Raw genomic sequence first — 26,567 nt, 5'->3', positions numbered from 1 at the left:
AGCCCTTGCACGCCAGAGAGCCGGCCGGTTTCGTTCGTATAATCCTAAATAAAAAGGGCCGAATCAGCCCTTTTTTAATCTTTGTTACTCTGAGTCAGGCCCGTTGAGTAATGCCAGATATTGCTCAGCAACCCGCTTGGCACCCACTTGCTGTAGTATCTCGGCCGAAGCACAGTCCGGATAATCATTCAGCGCCGCATCCATGGCCTTGGCCAGCGCAGCAGGTTCCCTACGGGGTACCAGATAACGGCTAAACTCCCCGGTTAAGATCTCTTTCGGGCCATGACGACAATCGCTGCTCACCACAGGAGTTCCCACTGCCAGTGATTCTATCAATACCGTTGGCAAGCCTTCATAGTCGGAACTGAGCACCAACAGACGGGCATTTTTGATCCAGGGGTAGGGGTTGGTCTGGAATCCCGGGATGATCACCCTGTCGCTGACTCCAAACTTATGCGCCGCCTTGAGTGCCTTCTTCTTGTTGTTACACAACAATACCAATGGCATAGGGTTTTTCATCTGCTTCATGGCAGCAAAGAGCACATCGTGGCGTTTCTGCCGGGCAAAACGGCCGACATGGATCATATAATCCCCTGTCGGCATATCTGCTGGCACTTGTTGTGACAAGGCCTGGATCTTGTCCAGTTCAAACGGATTGTAAATAGTCTGCACCGAAGCGGGCTTGATCCGGCCCACTTGCGTGATCTCCCCGGCAATCCCTTTGGAAACCGTCACCAATTTCTGACCATTGAGCGCCTTCTTGGCCTTGAGCATACTCAGGTAGGCAAATGGCCCCAACTTGCGCTGCCTTTGCAACTCCTCTTCAATCGAGTTGTGCACTATACAGTAGAGTGGCGCCACACAGGCGCGAGTCATCAACAGGTTGGTCTTGTCCAGATTGGAGAGAAACAACTCGAATGTGCCATATTGCTGCTGTAGTTGTGCAATCCAGCTCTGCACTCTGGCAACCGATGATTTCAGGCGCCAGAAACTGTCGATATTGCGCTCTTTGGCATCGAAACAGAAATGCACTGCCAGGGCGGCGGGCACTTCGTGGTGACAGTCGTTATGCAGCACCAGCAGATGAGGCTCGTGTCCCATCAGCTTCAAGCTCGTGGCCAGCGTCAGCATTACTTTTTCGGCGCCGCCACCGGCGAGACTGTCTATGGCTATGGCGATTCTTCTGCCTGTCATGCTTGATTCTCCAGCAACGCCTTAAGCGTATCTATAGTGAGCTGTAGCCCGTTCATGTTCGGCTCTGCGGCCATGGCTTGTTGCAGCTTCTGGTCCATATCCGGCGACAACAGCGTCTGTACTGCCGAACTCATCTGTTCGGCCTCGGCCTGCAGCACCAACCCCTTGTCTGAACAGACACGAATTCGCGCCGGCTGATCTTTTGACACGGCAACGGCCAGGGTATTTTTACGCAGTGCTATGGCCTGCAGCAGGGTATCACCGCCACTGAGAACCACCGCGCGCGAGGCCACCAGCAGATTGATAAAGTCGGCATTGGCCAACGAGGAAATAGCTATGACACCGGGAGCCTGCGGTAAATTCTTGGGATAATTGGGACCAAACACCATCACCACAGGGATCCCCGAGGCTTGGTAACAAGCCTCGGCGGCGGCAAAGAAGTAATCGGCTGCCAGCTTGTCATTGAGTTTATGGCCGCCGGAACCGGCATTGAACAGCAAAAATTCGCCCTCATTCAAGCCATACTGTTGCAGCAAAGTCTGCTGCCGCGCTTCATCCGGCGGGGTAAATACAGGGCCGATACACACAGGTTCCGGCTTACCAATGAGCTTTAGCTTGATACTTTCCCAGGCGCTGATAGGGCCGATAACAAACTCAGGCTGTACGACCAAGTGGCTGTCTGTGACCCTGGCGCGCCCTATTTTCATACCCCGGCTGCGCTTGCGCTTGTGCTGGCTGAAGAAGATCACCTTGGCCCCCAAGTTGTGGGCATGGCTCAGTTGTGACTTACGGCCTGAGGCGTCAAACAGCACCACATCGGGAGCAAATTCATCCATGATGCTGTTGACTGCCTTGACCTCCTTGGTGGGCGTCCGGGCCAGCAAATCTGCCGGATAGGGACAAGTGTTGGCGTAGGGAGCTTCCCGGCTGAGAACAAAGCGAATATCAGCTTGTGGCCAAATCCGCTTCACTTCATCGGCGATGATCAAGGAGCGCATATACTCACCCATGCCTTCGGCAGAAGACACGGGCACAAACAAAAACTTTACTGCGGATTGGGCTGTCATAGGCTTATTCATAGAATGATACTTCAAAGACGAAAGTCGGCGACCACGCGATCGAACATGCTGCACACCTGCTCCACAGAGATCAACTCCATCAGATGTTCACCTTTGGCTCGGGTGCCCCAAGGAACCTGATGTCCCGGGAACTGCTGCGCTATCGCTTGCTCATATGCACTCACCACATATTCCTTCCAAGTGTATGGCCCGGTGCGCCCGGGGTTGGAATGGGCATAGAGACCGATAACCGGCGTCGCTTGGGTCACCGCCATATGCGCCGGACCAGTATCCGGAGCCAACACCAGGCTGGCCCGCTCCAGCACAGCCAGCAACTGCACCAGAGATGTTTTGCCAATCAAATTAGTTGGCTGCTGCTGACACTGGGCACTGATGTCCTCAGCCAGCTGTTTTTCCAATGCACTTGGGCCACCGCAGAGCAACACCTTGAACCCGCGTTCAAACGCATGGTTGGCCACGGCGGCATACCGCTCCGGCAACCAGTTGCGTTCGGCCTTACTCGCCGCCGGGCAGATGATAAAGGTCTTGTCACCATCAGCCACCCACTGACGAGCAAAAGCCTTATCCTCTTCCGGCAGCGGGATATGCCAGCTGGGGCTCAAATCTGTTACTCCCAATTTGGCGGCAAAACCCATAAAACCTTCCAATACATGGGGCGTGGCCAGCGGGGCCACCTGTTCATTAGTCACCAGCCACTGCCCTTCTTTGGCCCTGGCCCGGTCAAAGCCTATGCGCACCTTGGCGGGGATCATCAATGAGGCTATGGTAGCCCGCAGCGCCACCTGCATGTGCAACAGCACATCGAAACAACGCCCCTTAAGTGCCCGCCGCAGATTGAGATAACTCTTCCAGCCTTGGCCTTTGTCGAACACCACAAACTCAACTCCGGGCAGGTGCTTGAGCAACTGATATTCTATCTTGCCAATCACCCAGGTGATAGCCAGTTGCGGGTACTGGCGCTGAATCGCCTGCACCATGGCTACTGCGTGACAAACATCGCCAATCGCCGACAGGCGCAGCAAACAGAGGGATTGAATTTTCGCGGGGTCAAGGCTCATGGACAGAATCGGCTTCTTGGGTGCAAACCCAAGATCTTAATGTAGAATAGACCCAGGTTCCACGCTTATAACGAACAAATAGCCGATGCAGATTAAAAATACCGCCAAGGGTTGCCTGGCTCTCAGTCATTCAGCTCCTCAAGCCCTGGATCAAGCCTGGTTTAACGAGTCTTTTTGGCGGCAAAAGCAAGCGATTGTCGGCTCATCCAAGGGGCGTTACACCACCTGGTTTGTCGAGCATGAAAAACAGCAGTGGGTATTGCGCCACTATTGGCGCGGCGGCTTGATGGAAAAGTTCAGCAAAGACGCCTACCTGTTCACCGGCCTCACCAAGACCCGCGCCGTGGCAGAACTGGCGCTCTTGGAGCAACTCTTTGAAGAAGGTTTACCTGTGCCAGAGCCGATTGCCGCCAAAGTCGAACGCTTCGGGCTCTGGTACCGGGCAGACATCCTGATCCGCCGCATTCATGGTGCCGAGGATCTGGTGGCTCTGCTGCAAAAACAGGCCATGTCCCACCCACTGTGGCAACAACTCGGCGCCTTGATTGGCCGTTTTCATCAGCGCGGTGTCTACCATGCCGATCTCAACGCCAAAAACATTCTCAGCAGCGACCAGGGCTTTTATCTGATTGATTTTGACCGAGGTGAGTTGCGAACCCCGGCCGTAGGCTGGCAACAGGCCAATCTAAGTCGGCTGCTGCGCTCCTTCAACAAGGAAAAACGCAAACAGCCCGAGCTGCAATTTACCGAAGAGAACTGGCAGTGGCTGCTGGAAGGCTACTGCGGCTCAGCGAGTACCTGACAACAAGGCCTGAGCCAACTGCAATTGCTTCTGCAATGCGCCTCTGTTGCTGCTAACCACTTCCAACCCGGCTTGGGCGGCGCGGCGTCTCGCACCGCTGTCCTGTAACAGTGCCGTTATGCCACTCGCCAGCGAGGCGGCATCCTCAACTTGCTGCAAGGCTCCGGCATCTTGCAGCAGACGGGTTATCTCGGCAAAGTCCCAATGATGAGGGCCGACAAATACCGGCAAGCCCAAGGCCACCGGCTCCAGCGGATTATGCCCGCCATTGGTGATCAGGGTGCCGCCGACAAAGGCCAGATCGCCGCAGGCATATAACCCGAGTAACTCCCCCATGGTATCCCCGAGCAGCACCTGAGTCTTGGCAGCTAGCCCGTGGCCGCTGCTGCGCCGCACATAGGCAAGCCCGGCCTGCTTGATTGCCGTGGCGGCATTATCGAACTGCTCCGGGTGTCTCGGTACCATGATCAACAAAGCCTCGGGCCACAGCGCCAATAGGCGTTTATGGCACTCCAGCATGGCGGCAAATTCTCCAGGATGAACACTGCCGGCAACCCATACCGGGGACGAGGCGCGTCCCCACAACTTCCTTTCGCCCCTGGCCTTGGTTATCTTGTGCTGATCCAGCTGCAGGTCGAACTTGAGGCTGCCGCAAACACTCAGCTTGTCGCTGGCAACCCCGAGGGCGATAAAGCGTTCGGCCTCGGCTTGGGTCTGCACGGCTACCTTATCCAGTAGCTGCAACATGGGCAGGCTAAGCCCGGCCCACTTTTGGTATTTGGCGGCTGACTTGGCCGACAACCTGGCATTGGCCAGCATGATGCCGGCGCCCTGTTTTTTAGCTTGATGCAGTAAGTTGGGCCAGAGTTCAGTTTCCATCACAATCAGGTTCGAAGGATTGAGCCTGTTCAGAAAACGCCGCACACACCAGGGAAGATCGAACGGCAGGTAACAATGCTGCACTGTGTCACCAAATGCCTTATTCACCTCGCGGGAACCTGTTGGGCTGGTGGTCGTTACTGTGACAGATAAGTCAGGGTTGGCTTGCATCAATGCCTTGATCAGCGGCACTGCTGCCAGGGTTTCCCCCATGGAAACAGTATGGATCAACAGGTCTGTCGGTTTGGCCTTGAACAAGCCGAATCGCTCGCCCCACCTGCCGCGGTAATCCGGGCTCTTCAAGGCCCTAAATGCCAGATACAGCAGCAAGAGTGGCGACAACAGATACAGCAAGAGAGAGTAACGACTAAGGTTCATTGGCGGGATAATTGAGTTTTGCCTGATGGATTGTCACAATGCTAGCATAATACCCGAAGCAGCATAACCAAGAGCCATTCGCCGGATTGCGGATGATGCCGCAACTATTTAGGACTCAGATGAAAACCCGCGATAAAATCATCCAGGCCAGTCTGGAACTCTTCAACGAACACGGCGAACGCTCCATCACCACCAATCATATCGCGGCCCATCTGGGAATAAGCCCGGGCAATCTTTATTACCACTTCCGCAACAAGGAAGACATTATTCGCTGCATCTTCGCCCAGTATGAAAATCATCTGGAACAAGGTTTTCAACCCTATGAAGACAGGCAAGTCGATGTCGAGTTGTTGATTGGCTATTTCGATGCCATGTTCTATACCCTGTGGCAATTTCGCTTTATGTACGCCAACCTGGCCGACATCCTCAGTCGCGATGATGCCTTGAAAAAGCGCTATCTGGAAGCCCAGCAAAAGGTGCTGACCCGCTCTAGCCACGTGCTGCAACAGTTGTGTCAGGATGGCTTTCTGCAGCTGGAGCAAGACAAAATCTCCAGCCTGGCCGATACCATCAAGATGATAGTCAGCTTCTGGATCAGCTATCAGCTGACCCAATCCAGCATAGCCAATATCACCAAGTCTTCACTCTATGAAGGCCTGCTCAGGGTGCTGATGATCTTCAAGGCCTACGCCACCCCCAGTTCCACCTCGACCTTCGAGCGCCTGGAGCAGCACTACCAAACTTTGGCTCACCAGCAAGACTAGCGCTGCAGCCTTGGGCATCTGTCATTCAGGTGCCCTTCTCTCTCAGCTTCCTTAGTTTTTCTCATCTGAAACAAGCACTAGCCCTAATCTGATTTATCCCTACTGGACCAGCTTAAAAAAGAGTGTTGAGCCATTGGCTTTAGGGTTAAAATGCCACCACTCCAATAAACAGAATAATCCAATCAAGGAGACTTAAGGTGGCATCTACCTCATTCTACGATCAGATCAACCAACAGCTTGCCGATGTCAAGGCCGAAGGTCTGTACAAGAGCGAACGTGTAATAGTTTCTCCACAGCAACCGGCCATTCGCGTCAACGAAGCAGAAGTTATCAACTTCTGCGCCAACAACTACCTGGGTCTGGCTAATCACCCTGAATTGATCAAGGCGGCGCAGGTCGGGTTGGCAGACCATGGCTTCGGCATGGCCTCGGTACGTTTTATTTGCGGAACCCAGGACATTCACAAGCAACTGGAAGCCAATCTGTCCGAATTTCTCGGTATGGAAGATACCATCCTCTACTCCTCCTGCTTCGATGCCAACACAGGTCTATTTGAAACCCTGTTAGGCCCGGAAGATGCCATAGTGTCAGATGCCCTGAACCATGCTTCCATCATTGACGGTATTCGCCTGTGTAAGGCCAAGCGTTTCCGCTACGCCAACAATGATATGGCCGACCTAGAAACCCAACTGATCGCCGCCCGCGATGCTGGTGCCCGCCATATCTTGATAGCGACAGATGGGGTGTTTTCCATGGATGGGGTTATTGCCAACCTCAAGGGTATCTGTGACCTCGCCGACCAATACGGCGCTCTGGTCATGGTCGATGACTCCCATGCCGTTGGCTTTATCGGCCAGAACGGCCGTGGCACCCACGAGTATTGCGATGTGATGGGTCGCGTTGACATCATCACGGGCACCCTGGGTAAGGCGCTGGGCGGCGCTTCCGGCGGCTTCACCGCGGCCCGCAAAGAAGTAGTCGATTGGCTGCGTCAGCGCTCACGCCCTTACCTATTCTCCAACTCACTGGCGCCTTCCATCGTCAGCGCTTCGATTCGGGTGCTGGAGATGCTCAAAGAGGGCCAGGAACTGCGCGAAGCGGTATGGGAAAACAGCCGTTATTTCCGTGAAAAAATGGCTGCAGCCGGATTCACCCTGGCCGGTGCCGACCACGCCATAGTGCCGGTCATGCTGGGTGATGCCAAGTTGGCCAGTGACTTCGCCAACCGCCTGTTGCAGGAAAATATCTATGTTATCGGCTTCTCCTTCCCGGTAGTACCCAAGGGACAGGCCCGTATCCGTACCCAGATGTCGGCGGCTCACAGCCGTGAACAGCTGGACAAGGCCATCGAAGCCTTCACCCGAATCGGTAAGGAGATGGGTATCATCTGATACCTATCCCATGGAGTAACATGATGAAAGCACTGAGCAAACTCAAGCCTGAACAAGGCATCTGGATGGTCGACGCGCCCAAGCCGGAAATGGGCCATAACGATCTGCTGATCAAGATCCGCAAGACCGCCATCTGTGGTACCGATGTGCATATCTACAACTGGGATGAGTGGTCACAAAAGACCATCCCAGTTCCTATGGTTGTCGGCCATGAATATGTCGGCGAAGTGGTAGACATGGGCCAGGAAGTGCGAGGCTTCAATATTGGTGATCGGGTGTCAGGCGAAGGTCATATCACCTGTGGTCACTGCCGTAATTGCCGGGGTGGCCGTACTCATTTGTGCCGTAACACAGTCGGTGTTGGGGTCAACCGCGAAGGCGCCTTCGCCGAATATCTGGTAATCCCGGCCTTCAACGCCTTCAAGATCCCCGATGATATCAGCGATGATCTGGCCGCTATCTTTGACCCCTTTGGCAACGCGGTACACACTGCGCTGTCGTTTGATCTCGTTGGTGAAGATGTGCTGATCACCGGAGCCGGCCCCATAGGCATTATGGCCGCCGCGGTTTGTCGCCATGTCGGTGCCCGCCACGTAGTTGTCACAGATGTCAACGAATACCGTCTGGAACTGGCACGCAAGCTGGGGGCGACCCGAGCCGTCAATGTGGCCAAGGAAAAACTCGAAGATGTGATGAGCGAGCTCGGTATGACAGAAGGCTTCGATATCGGCCTGGAAATGTCCGGTGTACCGTCTGCCTTCCACTCCATGCTGGATACCATGAACCACGGTGGCAAAATTGCCATGTTGGGGATCCCGGGTGGCGATATGGCGATAGACTGGAGCAAGGTCATCTTCAAGGGGTTGGTGATAAAGGGCATCTATGGCCGGGAAATGTTTGAAACCTGGTACAAGATGGCCAGCCTGATCCAGTCAGGATTGGATATTGCACCTATTATCACCCACCATTACAAGGTGGATGACTTCCAGCAGGGCTTCGATGCCATGCGCTCGGGTCAATCCGGCAAGGTCATTCTCAGCTGGGATTGATCCTCAAATAGGGCGCTGTACTCATGCAGCGCCCTGATGCACACTGTCAACAAGCACTACCTCTTTTACAGGCAAACTATGTCCAGTTACCAACACCTTTCTGTCGTTCAACTCCAGCAAATGATGGCCGAAGATGCCGAGCTGCAGATAGTTGATATTCGCGATCCGGCCAGTTTCGAGACGGCCCATATTCCCGGCGCCGTTCGCCTCGGCAATGACAATCTGGCCGACTATCTCAGGGACGCCGATATGGATAAGCCCTTGGTTGTCTGCTGTTATCATGGCATCAGCAGCCAAAGTGCGGCGGAATATCTGCAACATCAAGGATTCGATGAGGTTTACAGCCTGGATGGCGGTTTCGCTGCCTGGCCGAGGGACTGAGACATGGAAATCGGCCGCCTCCCCAACGAACGCGCCGCTCAGGCGCTGGTAGACTACCTCAAGGGTGAAGGGATCCCCTGTCGTATCATGCATCTGGAACAGGGAGTGGCCATCCATGTCATCGAGGACACAGACCAAGCCAAGGGGCGCAAAGCGTTTCTCGACTTTGTTCAGGATCCGTTAAACCCCAAATATCTGCAGGCCTCTTGGGATCATGGCGACAACCGCATCCGCTTTGACTATGGCGCACCATCGCTGCAACTGCTGAGTCAATTTATTACCGGCGCCGGACCGCTGACGCTGATCATTCTGCTGGTCTGCATAGCTATCTTCGCAGCCATGAATCTGGGCTATGGCAATCAGGTATTCGAAGCCCTGGCCTTCTTTGGCGCCACTTCAGATGCCGGTTTCAGCCAATTTTGGCGCTTGTTTACCCCGAGCCTACTGCACTTCTCGGCGCTGCATATCACCTTTAACCTACTCTGGTGGTGGGTCTTGGGTGGCAAGATAGAAAACCGTATCGGTCTTGCTCCTTTATTGACCCTGCTGTTGGTCGCCGGCACATTGCCCAATATAGTGCAGTTCTATCTCAGTGGTCCCAACTTCGGCGGTCTTTCCGGAGTTGTGTATGGCCTGGTGGGTTATACCTGGGTCAGCGGCCGCATGAGCCCAGAGAAAGGCATAGGCCTGCCACCGGCCATGATGGGCTTTATGTTGCTGTGGCTGGTGCTTGGCTTTATGGATGTGTTTGGCCTGTCGATAGCCAACGGCGCGCATCTGGGTGGGCTCTTGGTCGGGCTGGCCCAAGGCTGGCTCGACAACCGCAAGAAAAGCTAATCCTATGTGGCTCAGCTTTGTAGACGCCAAAGCCACTCTGCACAGTCGGCAACAGTAAAAAGAGGGAGCTCAGGCTCCCTCTTGAATAGGTTCAAAGTAACTTGGACAGGGTTTAGGCCAGCTCCAACACCTTAGCCACCAGCTTTTCAATGCCACTATTGGCCTCGGCAATGGAACCTGCCAGCATGTAAGCCGGGGTGCTGACTATCTTGCGCTCACTGTCGACCACAATTTCATCTACCTTGGCATTTTGATGTTCACCACCCATGGCAGTATAGGCCGCTGCGGTTTCGACGTCCGTCCCTATGGTGCCTTTAGCACCCTTACCATAGAGACCTGGGATCATCACAGGCGCGATACAGATAAAGCCTACCACCTTGTCGGCACTGATAAAGCGGCTGATAAACTCACGCACTGGAACAGCAATCTCACTATTGCTGCCATTTATGGCAAAGTTACAGAGATTTTTAGCAGCCCCGAAGCCACCGGGAATGATCAGACCATCGAAGTCGGCCAGATTCAGCTCAGATGTCGCCTTGATATCACCTCGGGCAATACGAGCAGCTTCTTCCAGCACGTTACGCTGCTCAGTTTCCACCACCTCCCCCTTGAGATGATTAACTACATGCATTTGAGGGATATCGGGAGCAAAACACTGGTAAGCCGCACCAGAACGGGACAGAGACAACAGAGTCAACACTGCCTCATGAATTTCACTGCCATCGAAAACACCACAACCACTGAGAAGAACTGCGATTTTCTTCATTAAAAACTCCCCCTTATGACATTTGAATTTAACAAACGCACTACAAATCGGTTGATCTGATTAAAAATCATGCTAACTTAATTCATCGTCTCTGCGAAGAGGCGAATTTTACAGCTACTTTGACTATAAGTCTGGAAAAGGAATTTAAAAAATCCACAACCTGGAAAATTTATCAAAATTTTTACCTGACTCACAAAAAAGCAAATAGCAAATAAATATCAACAGGTTATAAAAACAACCTTGAGTTGTTAGCCGTTACCTTTCTCTATGTTGATTTTTTCACTCACAGACTTATCCACAGGCTGAGGGTGATTTTGTCATGGCCGAAAATGCCTTGGTATGGCATGCTTAGCAGCACTTAAGACAGCTTAGATTGAAACAAAACTATGCCAATAATCGCAGAAAACCCCCTCGTCCTTGTGGATGGTTCTTCCTATCTCTATCGGGCCTACTATGCACCACCTCACCTAACCAACTCCAAGGGTGAAGCAACCGGGGCGGTTTACGGCGTAGTCAACATGTTGCGCAGCTTACTGGGTAAATACAAGCCACATCAAATGGCGGTTGTTTTTGATGCCAAGGGTCCGACATTCCGCAACGAGATGTATGCCGAATACAAGGCTCATAGGCCACCAATGCCGGATGATCTGCGCAATCAGATAGCGCCTCTGCATGCCATCATCGAGGCTCTTGGTCTGCCACTCTTGTGTATACCAGGAGTAGAAGCCGATGACGTAATAGGTACCCTTGCCTCCAGGGCCAGTAAGGAAGGACGTGCCATTCTGATCAGCACAGGCGATAAGGATATGGCGCAGCTGGTAGATGACAATGTCACCCTGATCAACACAATGACAGACACCATAATGGGGCCGGAAGAGGTCACCAGCAAATTTGGTGTTGGCCCCGAGCTTATTATCGACCTGCTAGCACTGATGGGCGACAAGGCCGATAACATCCCAGGCTTGCCTGGAGTGGGTGAAAAAACCGCGTTGGCCATGCTGACAGGTGCAGGTGGGGTCGCCAAGCTATTGCAGCAACCGGATTGCGTCACAGAACTGGGCTTCCGTGGTGCCAAGACCATGGCCAAGAAAATCATCGACAACGCCGAGATGCTGCAACTCTCCTACGATCTGGCGACCATCAAAACAGATTGCGAGCTGGATCTGGACTGGCACCAACTCAATATTACCGAGCCCAACAAAGACCAGTTGGCGCAGCTTTATGGTGAGATGGAGTTTAAACGTTGGTTGGCAGAAGTCCTGGATAACAAGATCCCGCATCCCTTGGCGGTCAAGACTGCAACGGCTGAAACCCAGGAAGAAACTGCAGCACCAGCCACGATAGAGACAGAATACGAAACCATACTGACCGAGGCCGCCCTGGAAAAATGGCTGAAAAAGTTAGCCGAAGCCGAACTGATGGCGGTAGATACCGAAACCACCAGCCTCAATTATATGGATGCTAAACTGGTAGGGCTGTCTTTTGCTGTCAAGGCCGGAGAGGCGGTCTATCTACCTCTGGGGCACGATTACCCAGGAGCCCCCGAGCAACTGCCCCGGGAAAAGGTATTGGCCAAGCTCAAACCGATTCTTGAAAACCCTGAGATAAAGAAGGTCGGTCAAAATCTAAAATATGACATCAGTATTCTGGCCAATGCCGGTATCAAGCTGGCCGGTGTTGCCTTCGATACCATGCTCGAATCCTATGTCTTCAACTCAGTGGCATCCAGGCACGACATGGACGGACTGGCACTCAAGTACCTGGGGCACAAATGTGTCAGTTTCGAAGAGATTGCAGGTAAAGGCGCCAAGCAGCTGACATTCAACCAGATCCCTCTGGAAACTGCATCGCCTTACGCGGCCGAAGATGCCGATATTACTCTTAGGCTACATCAACATCTGTGGCCCAGGCTCGAACGGGAGCAAGAGTTAGCCAAGGTTTTCACGGAACTTGAACTACCACTTATTCAGGTGTTGTCACAGATGGAGCGTGACGGCGTGCTGATCGATAGTATGCAATTGTCGCAACAGAGTGATGAGCTGGCGCAAAAAATAGATGCGTTGGAGCAAAAAGCCTACGAGATCGCCGGAGAGAAATTCAACCTCAGTTCCCCCAAACAACTGCAGGCACTATTCTTCGAAAAGCTGGGTTATCCGGTGATCAAGAAAACTCCGAAAGGCGCCCCCTCCACCGCAGAAGAAGTGCTGATAGAGTTGGCGCTGGATTATCCATTGCCAAAGATCATTCTCGAACATCGTAGCCTGACCAAACTAAAGAGCACCTACACGGATAAATTACCGCTGATGATCAATGGCAAAACCGGTAGAGTGCACACCAGCTACCATCAGGCTAACGCCGCTACCGGCCGTTTGTCATCCAGCGACCCTAACCTGCAGAATATTCCTATCCGCACCGAAGAGGGACGTAGAATTCGTCAAGCCTTTATCGCACCTTCAGGGCGCAAGATTTTGGCCGCCGACTATTCACAGATTGAGCTCAGGATCATGGCTCACTTGTCCCAGGATGCCGGCCTGCTGGCAGCATTCGCCGAGGGTAAAGATATTCACAGAGCAACAGCGGCTGAAGTCTTCGATGTAGCGTTTGAAACTGTCACTCCAGAACAGCGTCGCCGCGCCAAGGCGGTTAACTTCGGTCTGATTTATGGCATGTCGGCCTTTGGCTTGGCACGCCAACTGGATATTCCTCGCACTGAAGCACAAAGCTATATGGATACCTACTTCAAGCGTTATCCCGGCGTGCTCAAGTATATGGAAGAGACCCGGGCACTCGCCGCCGAGCAAGGTTATGTCTCCACACTCTTTGGCAGACGCTTATATCTGCCGGAAATCCGCGACCGCAACGCCATGAGGCGTCAAGCCGCAGAACGAGCGGCTATCAACGCTCCTATGCAGGGTACAGCAGCCGACATTATCAAAAAGGCGATGATCAAAGTTGCCAACTGGATAGCTGCTGACACCAAGGGGGAAATCACCATGATCATGCAAGTTCACGATGAATTGGTGTTTGAGGTCGATGCAGCGAAAGCCGAAGAGCTGCAACAACAGATCTGCAAACTCATGGCTGAAGCGGCTACCCTGGATGTCCCTTTACTGGCCGAAGCCGGCCTGGGTGACAGCTGGGACCAAGCCCACTAACAATTGTACCTCAGTATCAAAGCCATCCTTGCGGATGGCTTTTTTGTTTTTCGAACATAACTTCAGACTAGGCAGCCACCACAGACGTTACAAACCAACCCAGATGAACTAAAAACAACAGTTTCAGTCAATTATTCGACAAAAAAGAGCTAACAGCCTGCATTTTAAACACATTTTCGTAATTCTGAGATCATATCGCGCTTTTGCAACCAACAATTCCTGTGATCGAGTCCACATTATTGTTGTGTTTTCCAAAAAACAGTTTTCCCATTAGCGATAAATGCAGTAATATTCTCGGCGTAGGGTACAGAGGTTAAGATGTTCTATCTTTCAGACCTTTATTTCACTTTTAGTGATCAGCCAAATTCTGGCGCCCCAGCAATCATTTGCTGGGGCTTTTTTTTGTCTGCAATATTTTTTAGAGTAATTACTTTAAACTGTAACCAATTCGCGTTATGCTAACCGCATTGAGAGCCATCGAAGTCCAAGTTTGATGGTACTTGAGTCTTGTTGAAATTTTAGCTTCTCCCCAAAAGAGCTAAGTTAACCGGTGACTGAGTCGCCGGTTTTTTTTGTCTCAAACGGCTCTGCGCGGCCTATTGATACAAAAACGGCAGCCTCCATGGCTGCCGCTGAATGGTTCTAGTTCATCACTCTTATTCGCTATCTTCTTGTCCCAACCAAGCTGGGTGGCACCATTCATCTAGAATCGCCAACACTTTTGGTTTCCCAGTACCCTTCAATGATGAGAAAGGTTCAACCCTGACCCAGTCACCAAAGTCAGCCAGCGCTTTACGGACCTCATTGACCGTCTTCATCTTGGCACTCTGTGGCAGCTTATCGGCCTTAGTCAGCAACGCCAGTACAGGGATCTCGCTGGCAACAGCCCATTCGATCATCTGCAAGTCTAAGTCTTTCAATGGATGACGAATATCCATCAGCACCACAACACCACTCAAACAAGCACGCTTTTGTAAATATTCTCCCAGAGACTCCTGCCACTTGATCTTCATCGCCAATGGTACCTGAGCAAAACCGTAGCCGGGTAAATCCACTAAACGCCGCTGTTCATCGAGCTCAAACACGTTGATCAGTTGGGTACGCCCAGGAGTTTTACTGGTTCTGGCAAGGTTTTTCTGCTCGGTCAAAGCATTCAAAGCACTTGATTTACCGGCATTTGAGCGACCAGCAAAGGCGATTTCAACGCCGGTATCGCCTGGTAAATGCTTGTCTAAGTGGGCAATATCAGGCGCGCTGATAAGGAATTTTGTCTTGCGAAAATCGATACGAGTGGCTGTCACTTCTGACTCCGGAGTTTTGCTGGGTGATAGCATAAATATTGAAGACTTGCTTACTTTTCCACGTTTTCGTGTAAAATATTATCTTGATCACATTATTTGTATTTTACCACGCTTGCGGGTCTCCCTAGTAAGCTCAGGACAATAATTTAACGAAAGAAGTTGGAACGCCATGAAAAAGTTAGCCCTTGCGCTGTCTGTAGTCGCCACCATATCTTCACCTGCGATTGCTGAAGGTAATGCTGAAGCGGGAAAAACCAAAGCCATTGTCTGCTCTGCCTGCCATGGTCTTGATGGCAACAGCATGATTGACATGTACCCTAAACTTGCTGGCCAGCATACAACCTATCTACAGAAACAACTGCGAGAGTTTCGTAGTGCTGCTCAAACTGGTGGTAAAGATGGTCGTATGGATCCTATCATGGGTGGCATGGCGGTAGCCTTGAGTGATCAAGATATTGCCGATATTGCTGCTTATTTCGCCAGTCAAACATTGCAGGTTGCTGAAGTTAAAGATGTTCCAGATGCAGGCGAAAAGCTTTTCAAGGGCGGCGATATGTCTCGTGGCATAGCGGCTTGTTCTGCTTGTCACGGTCCAGAAGGCAAAGGTAGCGAACTGGCCGGTTTCCCGGCAGTAGCAGGACAACACGCCAACTACGTTAAAATTCAATTGAATAAATTCCGCGATCAAAGCCGTCATAACGATCTCAATGGAATGATGCAAGACACGGCAAAAAAACTGAATGATGCTGACATTGAAGCGCTGGCTAAGTACATCTCCAGCTTGAAATAATTACTAAAAATTGTTTAAGAGGGGGTAATATTTCCCCCTTTTCTTTAACCATAAAGCTTACGTTTACGTAAACTGAAAATATTATTGCTTGACACAGATCACAGATTTAGGTTTAATTGTGCCCGTACCGAGATAAACCCATCTGTTTGTATAAAAACTTTTCCAACAACATTCAGGTTTCGGTATAATTTACATTCAAGATATAAGAATAAAGCAATCCAATAACAATAAGACAGCTAAGACCACTCGCAAATAATAATAATGAGTCGAGATTTCAGTTTGAAGTCCAGGTCAATAAAAGTAAGGAACCGGCGATTTTGCCAACGCGCTTTTTAGCATTGTCCTTACGAATAAACAGGGGAACTCGCTCCAACAGGAAGATGTTTGCAGGACTCAAACATTAGCACGGGAAGCAACGCGCTTTGGATGCACTGGCTGGAAGCTTGTTATCACTGGAAGGTACTTAGTAGACATGGATGGTCTGTTAGGCGTCACAGAAGACGACTGGATAATGATGAGTCATTTGGCCGTCACTATTTTCAGGAAACCCAAGAAAGTGTCTGGAAGACCGATAACGAGAAAAACTGCAAGGAAAGCTGTCAAAAAAAGAAGGATATCGACCGGGAAAGTCGCATAGCAAGTAAGGAAACTTGAAATCAGAATAGGGTGTTAACTAGCACCATCATAAGGCGGCAGCCATACTGCCGCCTTTTTTTATGGCATAATTTATCAACCAACATTGAGCAGATATTAATTAGCCCATGCGTCGCTGTCCCCTGTGTCATCATGATCAGGCTAAACTCAGCTTTCAGGATAAGAAACGAAGTTTCTATCTCTGCCCTGAATGTAGACTGTTGTTTGCAGATTCCAACAGTTATCTGTTACCCGATGCCGAAAAGCAGCGTTACGGCCGAGCCCGCCAAGCAGGAAAACAAAAGCAGTTGGCACGCTTTATCCACCCTTTGTTGGAACAACTTCAATCTTTGCAACCAGCGCCGCTATTTGGTCTCAACTTCGGCCGGGTGCTAAGCAAAGAAGGACTGCAGCAGATCAGCAACGCCGGTCACCACTTACAACAGTTTGATCCCTTTTTTGCGGCAGACCACCAGCTACTACACCACCAATATGACTTTATCTGTTGTTTTCGGGTGTTCGAGCACTTCAGAACCCCAGCCAAAGAGTGGAGCTTAATCGAAACACTGCTGAAACCAGGGGGTTGGCTGGCCATATCCACCCCTCTACTGACCTCTCTGGAGGCGTTTCCCAAGTGGCATTACAAGAACAATCCGACTCATGTCAGCTTCTATCAACAACAGACTTTTGCTTACTTGGCATCTCTAGGCCAATTTAAGCTAATATTTGCAGCGCAAGACTTCATCTTGATGCAAAAAACATCAGGATCTGCTATAACACGCGACCTTAATGCAGAACCGCCGCTTGTAGACTGAACCCGGCACGGTTCGGATGCAACCCACTACTTTTTATCGAGAGAATTATGTCCCGTAGTAAAAAGACCCGAAAAGTCGGCGAGAACAACCCCAAACTGGCCCCCAGAACCAAGAAATCTGAGCGCGCTCCGGCTCGGAAGAAGCAGGACTCAGGTAATAAGGCTGGCAGCCGCCAGAACCCTGCTGCTCCAAAGGGGCAAAAGCGTGCAGGCTCTGACAAACAAGATATCCGCCTTGGCAGTAAAAAGCCTGTCGCTCTGGATATAGTCAAAGAAAAGGTTGCACAGCCCAAACAACCCAAACTGACCGATGAACAGTTGCTGCTGCAACTGGAGGAAGATCCGCGCCTGAATAAGCTGCTGGATCAGCTGGAAGAAGGGCGGGAACTGGCCGCCGATGACCAGCAATGGCTGGAGCGGCAATTGGCCAAGATAGAGAAGCTGATGGAAAAACTTGGCATTACCGATTTGGATCAGGCCGATGAAGCCCCAAGCAAGGGTCATAGTGATGACGAGTTGCTGGAGAAATTCGAATCCGGTGCTGAGCTTCTGAAACAATACCAAGACAACTAACGGAGGCCGGGATGCAGTTTATCCTTATTAGCTTAGCCATGTTGATCATCATAGGCCTCAGCGCCTATGCCACTGTGTTGCTGCTGCGTCTGAGAAGACAAACCCAGGCCAGAGAGCAAACAATGGCTGAGCAAAAGGCCGCTATGGAAGCTAAACAGGCATCCCTGCTTGCCGATATTCGCTATATTGCTGCCGCAATGACTGAAGAGCGTTGTGAGTTGTCTGAAGGAGTGGTCAGAATCGTTAAACTATTCGATCTGCTGTCGCTGACAGAGAGAGTCAGTGGTGATTACCCGGATGTGTTTATGCATTTTGAGCGCATTAAGGACCACCCCATTCTGGAGGCCAGGGCTAAATTACCCAAGCAAGAACGGATGCGGCTCGACCTGGCCAGAATGAAATCTGAAGCCGAACTGGAACAAGGCATATTAGCCGATGCCAAGAAACTCTCGGAGTTTCAACTAAAACCGACTCACTGAGGCCTCCGCTGCCGACTTACACCAGACAGTCGGCAGACCTTTCTTTACGCCGCCAAGCCCCCCAAAAAAAGAGCAAACAACTCCCTAAATACAGACCTATGGTGTGACAATGGCCAGAATTGATAACCTTTGCAGGCTCTGTCGACTCAACCAGGCAGCCATCGAGCATGCCGAATATTTCCGCAGGCGTGAGTCGGTGCACAAAACCTCAATAAGACAACAGACATTAGAAGAATTTTCATAGATATTCCCTAACGTTTGGTTGTGTACATATAATTTTTACAACCTGGATCAAGTTTATTTGAGCTATAACCCTGCATACTTCGCTCATTGCTAATTTACTGTCGGAGGACACGCCTTGAAGCAGCCCACTCATATCAGCTGGGATCAATCAATGATCGAGAAATATAACTACAGCGGTCCCCGTTATACTTCCTACCCAACGGCGCTGGAGTTTGACGACTCATTCACCGAAGGCGACTTACTGTCGGCCATTGCCGGCAGCAAAAGTGACAAACTGTCTCTGTATATTCATATCCCCTTCTGTGCCAAACTCTGCTATTACTGCGGCTGTAACAAGGTCATCACCCGACATCAGCACAAAGCCGATCAGTACATAGAGTACCTGGCAGCCGAGATCGTTAAGCGGGCGCCACTGTTCAAACACTACACAGTGACCCAGATGCACTGGGGCGGCGGTACGCCGACTTTCCTTAACCCAGAGCAAATCATCAAGTTATCGTCACTATTGAAGAGTCACTTCAACTTTGCCGAACAGGGTGAATATTCTATCGAAGTCGACCCTAGAGAAATCGAACTCTCTATGCTGGATGCCCTCAAGGAAGCTGGCTTCAACCGTATCTCCATCGGGGTGCAGGACTTCAATAAAGAGGTTCAAGCAGCAGTTAACCGTGAACAGGATGAAGACTTTATCTTTGCGCTGATCAAAAAAGCCAAAGAGATGGGCTTTGTTTCTACCAACGTCGATTTGATTTACGGCCTGCCTCATCAAACACCGGAAACCTTTGCCGAAACCATTCAGCGCATTCTGGATCTGTCTCCAGACCGGCTGTCTGTATTCAACTACGCTCACTTGCCGGCCCGCTTCGCGGCCCAGCGGAAAATCAAAGATGAGCATTTGCCCAGTCCGCAACAGAAGCTGGACATACTGCACCAGACTATTGAGACTCTGACCGGCGCCGGCTACCAATACATAGGTATGGATCACTTCGCCAAACCGGATGATGAGCTGGCCAAACTGCAAAGAGAAGGCAAATTGCACCGTAACTTCCAAGGTTATACCACCCAGGAAGAGTGCGACCTCCTTGGACTAGGGGTGTCATCCATCAGTCAGATTGGTGACTGTTATGCACAGAACCAAAAAGATATTCGCCCTTACTATGAAGCCATAGATGAGCAGGGCCACGCTCTGTGGAAAGGCTGCAAACTCAACCGTGATGACGAAATCCGCCGCGCGGTGATCAAGCAGCTTATCTGTCACTTTGAGCTTGATATGGGCAAGATGGAGCAACAACTGGGGATCCAGTTTGAAGATTACTTCGCCGAAGATCTCAAGCTGCTGCAAACCTTTATCGATGATAAACTGGTTAACGTTGAGAACCGTCAGATCAGCATCAGCCCAACCGGGCGCCTGTTGATCCGTAATATCTGTATCTGTTTCGATGTCTACTTCCGAGAAAAGGCACGTCAGCAACAGTTCTCCCGGGTAATTTAACCCTGAGTAGAATAAAAAAGCCGATGAGTAACTCATCGGCTTTTTTTGTGTCTGAACCAAACTTTTATACTTTAGCGGCGTAAAGTTCCCGGCGCTCGCTGTCAGAGAGGAAGGCCATCTCTACGCCATTACGCTGCAGCTTGGCCAATTCAGCGTCGGTGAAGCCCATCTCCCGCTTAACTACACGATATTCATGCTTGATATCTATGGCGCTGACGCCTGGATCATCGGTATTCAAGCCAACCAACACACCGGCTTCCATAAAGGTTCGCAGCGGATGCTCCTGATAGCTGTTCACAGTAGAGGTATGCAAATTACTGGTGGGGCAGGACTCGATACCTATCTTGTGTTCCACCAGATACTCCATCAATTTGGGATCATGAATCGCATTGACTCCATGGCCTATCCGAGTCGCTCCCAACTCCTTGATGGCTTGCCACATGCTTTGAGCACCGGCAGCCTCTCCGGCATGAGCCGTGATCTGAAGTCCGGCATCACGCACCCGCTTGAAATGCTCGTTGAACAGCTCTCCGGGGAAACCCAACTCATCACCGGCCAAATCGACCGCGACCAGAGATGCCCGGTGCGCGAGCAAGCCATCCAACTCCTGGGTACAAGCCTGCTGACCAAATGAGCGAGACAGAATACCTATCAGTTTTATCTTGACCTGATAATCCTTGAGCCCGGCTTTTACGCCATCAATAACGGCCTCTACCACACCCTCTATCGGCAACTTATGATTCATAGCCATGTAGTAAGGGCTGAATCTTAATTCGGCGTAGTCCAGCCCAGACAATGCTGCATCGGCGACGTTTTCATAAGCCACCCGCTTTACCGCATCCAGATCGGCCAGCACGGCAACCATCCAGTCCAGCTTTTTCAAGAAAGCTACTAGACTGGATTCTTTACCCTGGATCTGTACATAAGGTGCCAAGGCCTCAAGCGAGGCCGCCGGCAAGGCAACGCCATGTTGCTGACCCAGTTCCCATATGGTCTCAACCCTGACATTACCATCCAGATGGCGATGTAAATCGACCAACGGAATTGAAGTATCAATCATAAAAATAACCCCTGTATGAACTACCCCGCCAATTTAGTTATTTTTTGGTCTGGGGACGCTTAAGTGTAACACGCCTTTTGTTAGCACCTCTTAGTCGACCGACAGGCTTTGTTACCAAAAGGTGACGTTAAATCTCTGGGGCTCCATCCTGGCTTAAGGCATAATCCTTCATCAAGGATAAAAAAGGAACAAAATCAAATGAAAAAACTCCTGCTGCCCCTGTTGCTCACCGGATTCCTGGGCGCCTGCCAAACCCCTGCCCATGAAGCCAACACGCCAGAAATAGGCAAGCAGCTATCTCAAGCCGATAGCCAACTCCAGCAGTTAATAACCGATGCCTGGCAGCAAAGGCTGGCAGAAAGCCCTCAGATGGCCTTGCTGTTTGGCGATGACTCGGCCGCGGGCAAATTAGCAGACTTGTCAGCTGAAGCGCTGGCGGCCGATGCTGCGGCCAATTCAACACTATTGCAACGGCTAAAGGCGATCCCCAGAGAACAGCTGAGCAAAGAAGCCGCCATCAATGCCAGTATTCTCGAATACCAACTACAGGAGCGTGTGGATAGCTTCAGGTTCAAGGCCCATTACCTGCCGATTACCTCAGAGAGTGGCTTTCACGCTTACATTGCTTCTATGGCCTCAGGGGCATTCAAGACAGAAGCCGATTACCGTCACTACCTGCAGAAACTGCAATCTCTGCCGCGCTACTTCCAGCAACAGATACACTGGATGCGCCAGGGGCTTGCCGAAGGTATCACTCAGCCGCAATCTGTACTGAGAGGGTTTGAACAGAGTATTCAGGCTTATATGGTACCAGTGCAGCAAAGTAGCTATTTCAAGCCGTTTGAGACGTTTCCAGAGCACTTTTCTGCCAATCTTAAACAGGAACTGAGCCATGCCGGGTACACCAGTGTCGAGCAGCATGTGTTACCAAGTTATCAAACCTTTTATGACTTTATAACCGAGGAATATATCCCCGGCGCCCGCCAGAGCATTGCCGCATCAGCACTGCCCAATGGTCGGGCCTTTTATGAAAACAGGGTCAAGTACTACACCACTCTGGATATGACGCCTGAGCAAGTCCATCAACTGGGGCTGAATGAAGTAAAACGGATCCGCGCCGAGATGGAACAGATCATCGAACAAACCAGTTTTAAAGGCAGCTTTGCTGAGTTTCTGCATTTTATGCGCACCGACAAACGCTTTTATGTGAACACGCCGGAACAACTGCTCAAAGAAGCCTCCTATATAGCCAAAAAAGCCGATGCCATGTTGCCACGCTATTTTGGCAAGCTGCCCCGCAAACCCTATGGCGTCGCCCCTGTACCGGCCGAAATTGCCCCCAAATATACAACCGGGCGCTATTCCGGTTCCAACTCGGAGACTGTGGCGGGTTTTTATTGGGTGAACACATATGCCTTGGATAAGCGACCTCTCTATGAGTTGGAAGCACTCACCCTGCATGAAGCTGTTCCGGGTCACCACCTGCAGATATCTCTCAATCAAGAGTTGGAGCAACTGCCCGATTTTCGCCGCTACAGCTATATCTCGGCCTTTGGTGAGGGATGGGGACTATACAGTGAATATTTGGGGCTGGAAGGGGGTTTTTATCAGGATCCCTACAGCAACTTTGGACGCCTGACTTACGAGATGTGGCGCGCCGCTCGCTTGGTAGTCGATACAGGTATGCACACCCAAGGCTGGAGCCGTCAGCAGGCAATAGACTTTATGGCCGGTAATACGGCTCTGTCACTGCACAATGTCACCACAGAGATAGACAGATATATCTCCTGGCCTGGGCAGGCGCTAGCCTACAAGATTGGCGAGCTGACTATCAAACGTCTGCGAAAGCAAGCAGAAGACGCCCTGGGGGAAAAGTTCGATATCCGCCAATTCCACGATGCAGTATTGGCGCAAGGCTCTGTGCCCATGTCTGTACTGGAACAGCAGATAGCCGACTTTATCGCCTCACAGCAATGAAGCCCGGTTTCTGATACACTCGGCCAGTGCCTTTGAGCACTGGCTTTTTTAGATCAGGAAATATTGGATGGTAACGACCCAGGCCCGCAACACAGAACCCGCTTCAACCCAGTCTCAATTGGAGACTTTCTGGCAAGGTGTCACCCATGCCAAGCTGGCAGTGGGATTCGGTAAAGAGCTGGCCTACGGTTATATTTGCCACCCAAAGGCGAAACAGGCCGTCGTCATCAGCAATGGCCGGGTCGAGAGTTATCTCAAGTATCGGGAGTTGATCCACGACTTCTATCAGCAAGGTTATAGTGTCTACGCCTTGGATCATATGGGGCAAGGGCTATCCAGCAGGCTAACCGCCAATCCTCACCAAGGGCACATAGATAAGTTTCAGGACTATGTGGATCACTTGCACTGTTTCGTTGAGCAAGTGGTAGTCGCAAACCAATATGAACAGTATTTTCTGGTGGGCCACTCCATGGGAGGCGCCATAGGCACTCTGTATTTGCAGCAATACCCCCAGAGATTTACTGCCGCGGCCTTCTCTGCCCCCATGTATGGTATTCGCCTGCCAATGCCGCGCAACTTCGTACGTTGGCTGGCAGGAAAACTCAATAGTTATGGCCCGCATACCGAGCCCAACTATGTGTTATCCGGCCATGATTATCGTCCGCTCGAGTTTAAAGATAATCAATTGACCCACAGCGAAAGCCGATATCAGGCATTACTGGATTTATGCCGGCAACATCCTGAGATCCAACTGGGCTCGCCCACCAATCAATGGTTGATAGAAGCTTTGGATGCTTGCGAGAAATCTATAACCGCCGCAAGAGAGTCCAAGGTCCCGATCCTCATTCTTCAGGCTGAGCAGGACACTATCGTCGATAACCAGGCGCAAATCGCTGCCCTTGGCCCAGAGGTAATACTGGAAAAGATCATGGGAGCCAGGCATGAACTCTTTATTGAAATCGATGCAATACGTGAGCAGGTGCTGAGTATTATTTTCAACTTCCTGGCGCAGCACAGAGTAACTCACGAGTAGGAGCATGTAGCAGAGTCGCGAACTCAGTCTCAGACAGAGGCTGACTGAACAGATATCCTTGGAAGCTGTCACAGCCGAGCTGGTTCAAAAAATCTCTTTGCTGAGCCGTTTCAACACCTTCGGCAACCACTTTCAGCTCAAGGCTGTGGGCCATTTCGACTATGGCCCTGACTATGGCATCGGCACTGCGCCCAGAGCCTATCTTCTGCACAAAAGAAGCATCTATCTTTAGTCTGGATAGAGGCAGATTCTGCAAATAACTCAACGAGCTGTAACCTGTGCCAAAGTCATCTATCGCCACGGATATCCCGGCCTTTTTCAATAAGCCAATTCGAGTATTCATGATGCACAGATTGGTCAACAGAGCGTATTCGGTCAACTCCAACTCCAGCGCATCTGTTGCAACCCCCTGAGCCTTCAGCAAGGCAATCAGACGCTCAACAAACTCTGGCTGATTAAACTGCCTGGCACTGAGGTTGATGGCAATTTTGGGCACCTTTATACCTTTGGTCTGCAGTTCACGGATGAAGCGACAAACTTCGAGGATAACCCAGTGACCAATCTCACTGATAAGGCCGCTACCTTCCGCAATGGGGATAAAATCCGCCGGCGAAATGTTTCCCTGTTGCGGATGTTGCCAGCGTAATAACGCCTCTGCCCCTGTCAATTGCCCCTGACTATCGACTATAGGTTGGTAAACCAAAGAGAGTTGTTGCCGTTCGATGGCGTAGCGTAGCTCATTCTGGATTAACAGATTCTGATGCGCCTTAACCTCCATCTCGGAGTTGTAGATCATGCAGTTATCTCTACCGCCTTCCTTGGCCTGGAACATAGCCATATCGGCACGTTTCAATAACTCCTCGGCATCAATATCATCCTGTTCATCGAACAGACAAACACCAATACTGGCAGAAACGTGCAGCTGTTTATCAGCAATATGGAAGGGCCTGGCAACCAACTGCCGGATCTCACTGGCCAATGCCAAGGCTCTCCTTGACGCCGCGGTTCGATCTTGAGTCAGATCTTTCGCCAGAATAACAAACTCATCCCCCCCCAGTCTGGCAACCAAGGTATTGGCGCTAAAATAACCCGAAAACCTGGCTGCCAGTTGGATCAACAGCCGGTCCCCCAGATGGTGTCCGAGCGTATCGTTAATGGTTTTGAAATTATCCAAATCGATCAGAAAAAGCGCCGCACACTGCAGACTATTGTAGCCGTGTTTTTGTTGCTCATATAAAGCATCCATCAGAGCACGACGGTTCGCTAAATTGGTTAGTGCATCGTGGTTAGCTAAATGGGCCAGTGCTTGTTGATTACGCACGTCATCGGACACATCGGCATGGGTACCGATAATGCGGCAAGGGCGACCCAGCTCATCCCATTCGACCAACATGCCTCTATCCAGTACCCAGATATAATGACCTTCTTTATGGCGCAGACGGTGAACACTCTCAAATGTCTCGGTTTCACCGTTGAGGTAAGCCTGCAAAGACGACAACACAGTTTCTTTGTCATCGGGATGCAATCGGCTTTCCCAAGTAGAGTAAAGTCCTTCAAGCTCATGGGGACCGTAACCTATCATCTCTTTCCAACGATCCGACAGAAAAACTTCACCGCTGGCGATGTTCCAGTCCCAGATCCCATTGCGAGTCCCTTCCACAGCAAACAACCAGCGTTGTTCATTGTCCCTCAATTGCTTAAGGGTGCGCTGCAACTTCTGCTGATTCTGATGCAAGTAATCCTGCAATACCCTTATTTCACTGAAAACCCAAGGACTATTGACCTCAAAGGAGCAACTCTCACCTTTTCGGGCCTGCCAAACCAGATTCCGCAAAGGGCGTATCAACATAAAGTGCAACACCAACATGAAGCCCAAAACGAACAAAGCTCCCAAGCCCCAAACCCGCATAAAACGCGCATTGAGAGCATCTGTCACCTGAGCCATTATTGGCGACAAATCATATTCCAAATAGATAAGCTCTATATTATCGCCGTGACCAACACTCACCTCGGCATTCACTGGATAGTAAGCCTGTATTGATAGCCTATTAGGATTGGTAAAGATAAGCTCTTTTCCGGATTGCACCACCTGTTGCTGTAACTCTAGAGAATAGCCATCAATAACTTGTGAAGCCCGGCTATCGCGCCAGACAACATGATTGGCATGGCGAATAAGACTGGTGTCATCGAGCAGAATATACACCATTACATTGAAATCGATCGCTGCCAAAGAGATCTCTTCAGCCATGCTATCCGGATTATGGTTAGCGATGGCCTTCTCAACGAGATGCTGCATCCTGAAAAGTTCTTTCTTGAGTTGCTCAATTTGAACCGATGCCGCCTCAGACTCCAAGGAATGACGCTCGTAGAAATACTCCCCGGCAACAAGACAGAGATAAATAAAAAATACACAAAAAGGCACAACATAGGCCATGGCAG

Annotated in this window: 22 protein-coding genes; 14 read left to right on the top strand and 8 right to left on the bottom strand. The window is 50.9% G+C overall.

The annotated features are described in order from the left end of the window. Positions 1-84 precede the first annotated feature (84 nt). From K5621_RS00300 to K5621_RS00290, 3 genes are read right to left on the bottom strand one after another with little or no spacing between them, the layout of a single operon-like run. Positions 85-1,194: a glycosyltransferase gene (locus K5621_RS00300; protein WP_221050149.1), complete on the bottom strand. Its 1,110-nt coding sequence runs from the start codon at positions 1,192-1,194 to the stop codon at positions 85-87. Beyond that, the gene (locus K5621_RS00295) at positions 1,191-2,261 is read right to left on the bottom strand and encodes a hypothetical protein (RefSeq protein ID WP_221050148.1); all 1,071 of its coding nucleotides are present in this window, start codon (positions 2,259-2,261) and stop codon (positions 1,191-1,193) included. The genes K5621_RS00300 and K5621_RS00295 overlap by 4 nt, the downstream gene beginning before the upstream one ends. Positions 2,262-2,284: 23 nt before the next feature. Continuing rightward, positions 2,285-3,331, bottom strand: a complete 1,047-nt coding sequence (locus K5621_RS00290; RefSeq protein ID WP_221050147.1) for a glycosyltransferase family 9 protein — start codon at positions 3,329-3,331, stop codon at positions 2,285-2,287. Between the two features lie 85 nt (positions 3,332-3,416). On the opposite strand from K5621_RS00290, the gene K5621_RS00285 reads away from it, so the two are divergent. Continuing rightward, entirely contained in the window at positions 3,417-4,133 is a 717-nt protein-coding gene (locus tag K5621_RS00285; protein ID WP_221050146.1) for a 3-deoxy-D-manno-octulosonic acid kinase, read from the top strand. Here the strand turns inward: K5621_RS00285 and waaA are convergent. Further along, positions 4,119-5,390, bottom strand: coding sequence for a lipid IV(A) 3-deoxy-D-manno-octulosonic acid transferase (gene waaA, locus K5621_RS00280; RefSeq protein ID WP_221050145.1), 1,272 nt, complete (start codon positions 5,388-5,390; stop codon positions 4,119-4,121). The two genes, K5621_RS00285 and waaA, sit on opposite strands and share 15 nt — an antisense overlap. Positions 5,391-5,509: 119 nt before the next feature. Here waaA and K5621_RS00275 point away from each other — a divergent pair, with 119 nt between their 5' ends. The 5 genes from K5621_RS00275 to glpG all read left to right on the top strand — a co-directional run bounded on the left by K5621_RS00275 (position 5,510) and on the right by glpG (position 9,812). After that, entirely contained in the window at positions 5,510-6,154 is a 645-nt protein-coding gene (locus K5621_RS00275) for a TetR/AcrR family transcriptional regulator (protein ID WP_221050144.1), read from the top strand. A 197-nt stretch (positions 6,155-6,351) separates the two neighbouring features. Further along, the gene (locus K5621_RS00270; protein WP_221050143.1) at positions 6,352-7,545 is read left to right on the top strand and encodes a glycine C-acetyltransferase; all 1,194 of its coding nucleotides are present in this window, start codon (positions 6,352-6,354) and stop codon (positions 7,543-7,545) included. Between the two features lie 23 nt (positions 7,546-7,568). Beyond that, entirely contained in the window at positions 7,569-8,594 is a 1,026-nt protein-coding gene (tdh, locus tag K5621_RS00265) for an L-threonine 3-dehydrogenase (protein ID WP_100144525.1), read from the top strand. Positions 8,595-8,672: 78 nt separating this feature from the next. Next, on the top strand, positions 8,673-8,975 hold the full coding sequence (gene glpE, locus K5621_RS00260; protein ID WP_025888989.1) for a thiosulfate sulfurtransferase GlpE: 303 nt from the start codon (positions 8,673-8,675) through the stop codon (positions 8,973-8,975). Positions 8,976-8,978: 3 nt separating this feature from the next. Beyond that, on the top strand, positions 8,979-9,812 hold the full coding sequence (gene glpG, locus K5621_RS00255) for a rhomboid family intramembrane serine protease GlpG (protein WP_100144527.1): 834 nt from the start codon (positions 8,979-8,981) through the stop codon (positions 9,810-9,812). Between the two features lie 112 nt (positions 9,813-9,924). Here the strand turns inward: glpG and elbB are convergent, their stop codons facing one another. Beyond that, a complete protein-coding gene (gene elbB / locus K5621_RS00250) occupies positions 9,925-10,578 on the bottom strand; it encodes an isoprenoid biosynthesis glyoxalase ElbB (protein WP_100144528.1) in 654 nt (217 codons plus the stop codon). A gap of 386 nt (positions 10,579-10,964) precedes the next feature. On the opposite strand from elbB, the gene polA reads away from it, so the two are divergent. Beyond that, on the top strand, positions 10,965-13,733 hold the full coding sequence (gene polA, locus K5621_RS00245) for a DNA polymerase I (RefSeq protein ID WP_221050142.1): 2,769 nt from the start codon (positions 10,965-10,967) through the stop codon (positions 13,731-13,733). A 656-nt stretch (positions 13,734-14,389) separates the two neighbouring features. Here polA and yihA read toward each other — a convergent pair. After that, on the bottom strand, positions 14,390-15,034 hold the full coding sequence (gene yihA, locus K5621_RS00240) for a ribosome biogenesis GTP-binding protein YihA/YsxC (RefSeq protein ID WP_100144570.1): 645 nt from the start codon (positions 15,032-15,034) through the stop codon (positions 14,390-14,392). A 169-nt stretch (positions 15,035-15,203) separates the two neighbouring features. Between yihA and K5621_RS00235 the strand changes: the two genes are divergently transcribed. The 5 genes from K5621_RS00235 (at position 15,204) to hemN (ending at position 20,058) form a co-directional block, all read left to right on the top strand. Then, positions 15,204-15,824 (top strand): c-type cytochrome, encoded by a 621-nt coding sequence (locus tag K5621_RS00235; RefSeq protein ID WP_100144532.1) that lies wholly within the window; start codon positions 15,204-15,206, stop codon positions 15,822-15,824. 761 nt (positions 15,825-16,585) lie between these two features. Next, on the top strand, positions 16,586-17,272 hold the full coding sequence (locus K5621_RS00230; RefSeq protein WP_100144534.1) for a methyltransferase domain-containing protein: 687 nt from the start codon (positions 16,586-16,588) through the stop codon (positions 17,270-17,272). Positions 17,273-17,319: 47 nt separating this feature from the next. Then, on the top strand, positions 17,320-17,844 hold the full coding sequence (gene yihI, locus K5621_RS00225; RefSeq protein WP_025009063.1) for a Der GTPase-activating protein YihI: 525 nt from the start codon (positions 17,320-17,322) through the stop codon (positions 17,842-17,844). Positions 17,845-17,855: 11 nt separating this feature from the next. Further along, complete coding sequence (locus tag K5621_RS00220; RefSeq protein ID WP_100144536.1) at positions 17,856-18,323, top strand: DUF2489 domain-containing protein; 468 nt, start codon at positions 17,856-17,858, stop codon at positions 18,321-18,323. 358 nt (positions 18,324-18,681) lie between these two features. After that, positions 18,682-20,058: an oxygen-independent coproporphyrinogen III oxidase gene (gene hemN, locus K5621_RS00215; RefSeq protein WP_100144538.1), complete on the top strand. Its 1,377-nt coding sequence runs from the start codon at positions 18,682-18,684 to the stop codon at positions 20,056-20,058. A gap of 64 nt (positions 20,059-20,122) precedes the next feature. On the opposite strand, the gene add is transcribed toward hemN, so the two are convergent. Next, complete coding sequence (gene add / locus K5621_RS00210; protein WP_221050140.1) at positions 20,123-21,118, bottom strand: adenosine deaminase; 996 nt, start codon at positions 21,116-21,118, stop codon at positions 20,123-20,125. A gap of 198 nt (positions 21,119-21,316) precedes the next feature. On the opposite strand from add, the gene K5621_RS00205 reads away from it, so the two are divergent. Together K5621_RS00205 and K5621_RS00200 are read left to right on the top strand one after the other, a co-directional pair. Then, entirely contained in the window at positions 21,317-23,095 is a 1,779-nt protein-coding gene (locus K5621_RS00205) for a DUF885 domain-containing protein (protein WP_221050139.1), read from the top strand. A gap of 67 nt (positions 23,096-23,162) precedes the next feature. Next, on the top strand, positions 23,163-24,128 hold the full coding sequence (locus K5621_RS00200; RefSeq protein WP_221050138.1) for an alpha/beta fold hydrolase: 966 nt from the start codon (positions 23,163-23,165) through the stop codon (positions 24,126-24,128). On the opposite strand, the gene K5621_RS00195 is transcribed toward K5621_RS00200, so the two are convergent. After that, a complete protein-coding gene (locus tag K5621_RS00195; RefSeq protein ID WP_245003120.1) occupies positions 24,091-26,424 on the bottom strand; it encodes a putative bifunctional diguanylate cyclase/phosphodiesterase in 2,334 nt (777 codons plus the stop codon). The genes K5621_RS00200 and K5621_RS00195 overlap by 38 nt on opposite strands. Positions 26,425-26,567: the final 143 nt, after the last annotated feature.

Origin of the sequence: Shewanella carassii (assembly GCF_019670705.1) — a bacterium.
GTDB classification, from domain to species: Bacteria; Pseudomonadota; Gammaproteobacteria; order Enterobacterales; family Shewanellaceae; genus Shewanella; species Shewanella carassii.
Note: the sequence above shows the minus strand (reverse complement) of the source record. Positions and strands in the feature narration are given on the sequence as shown.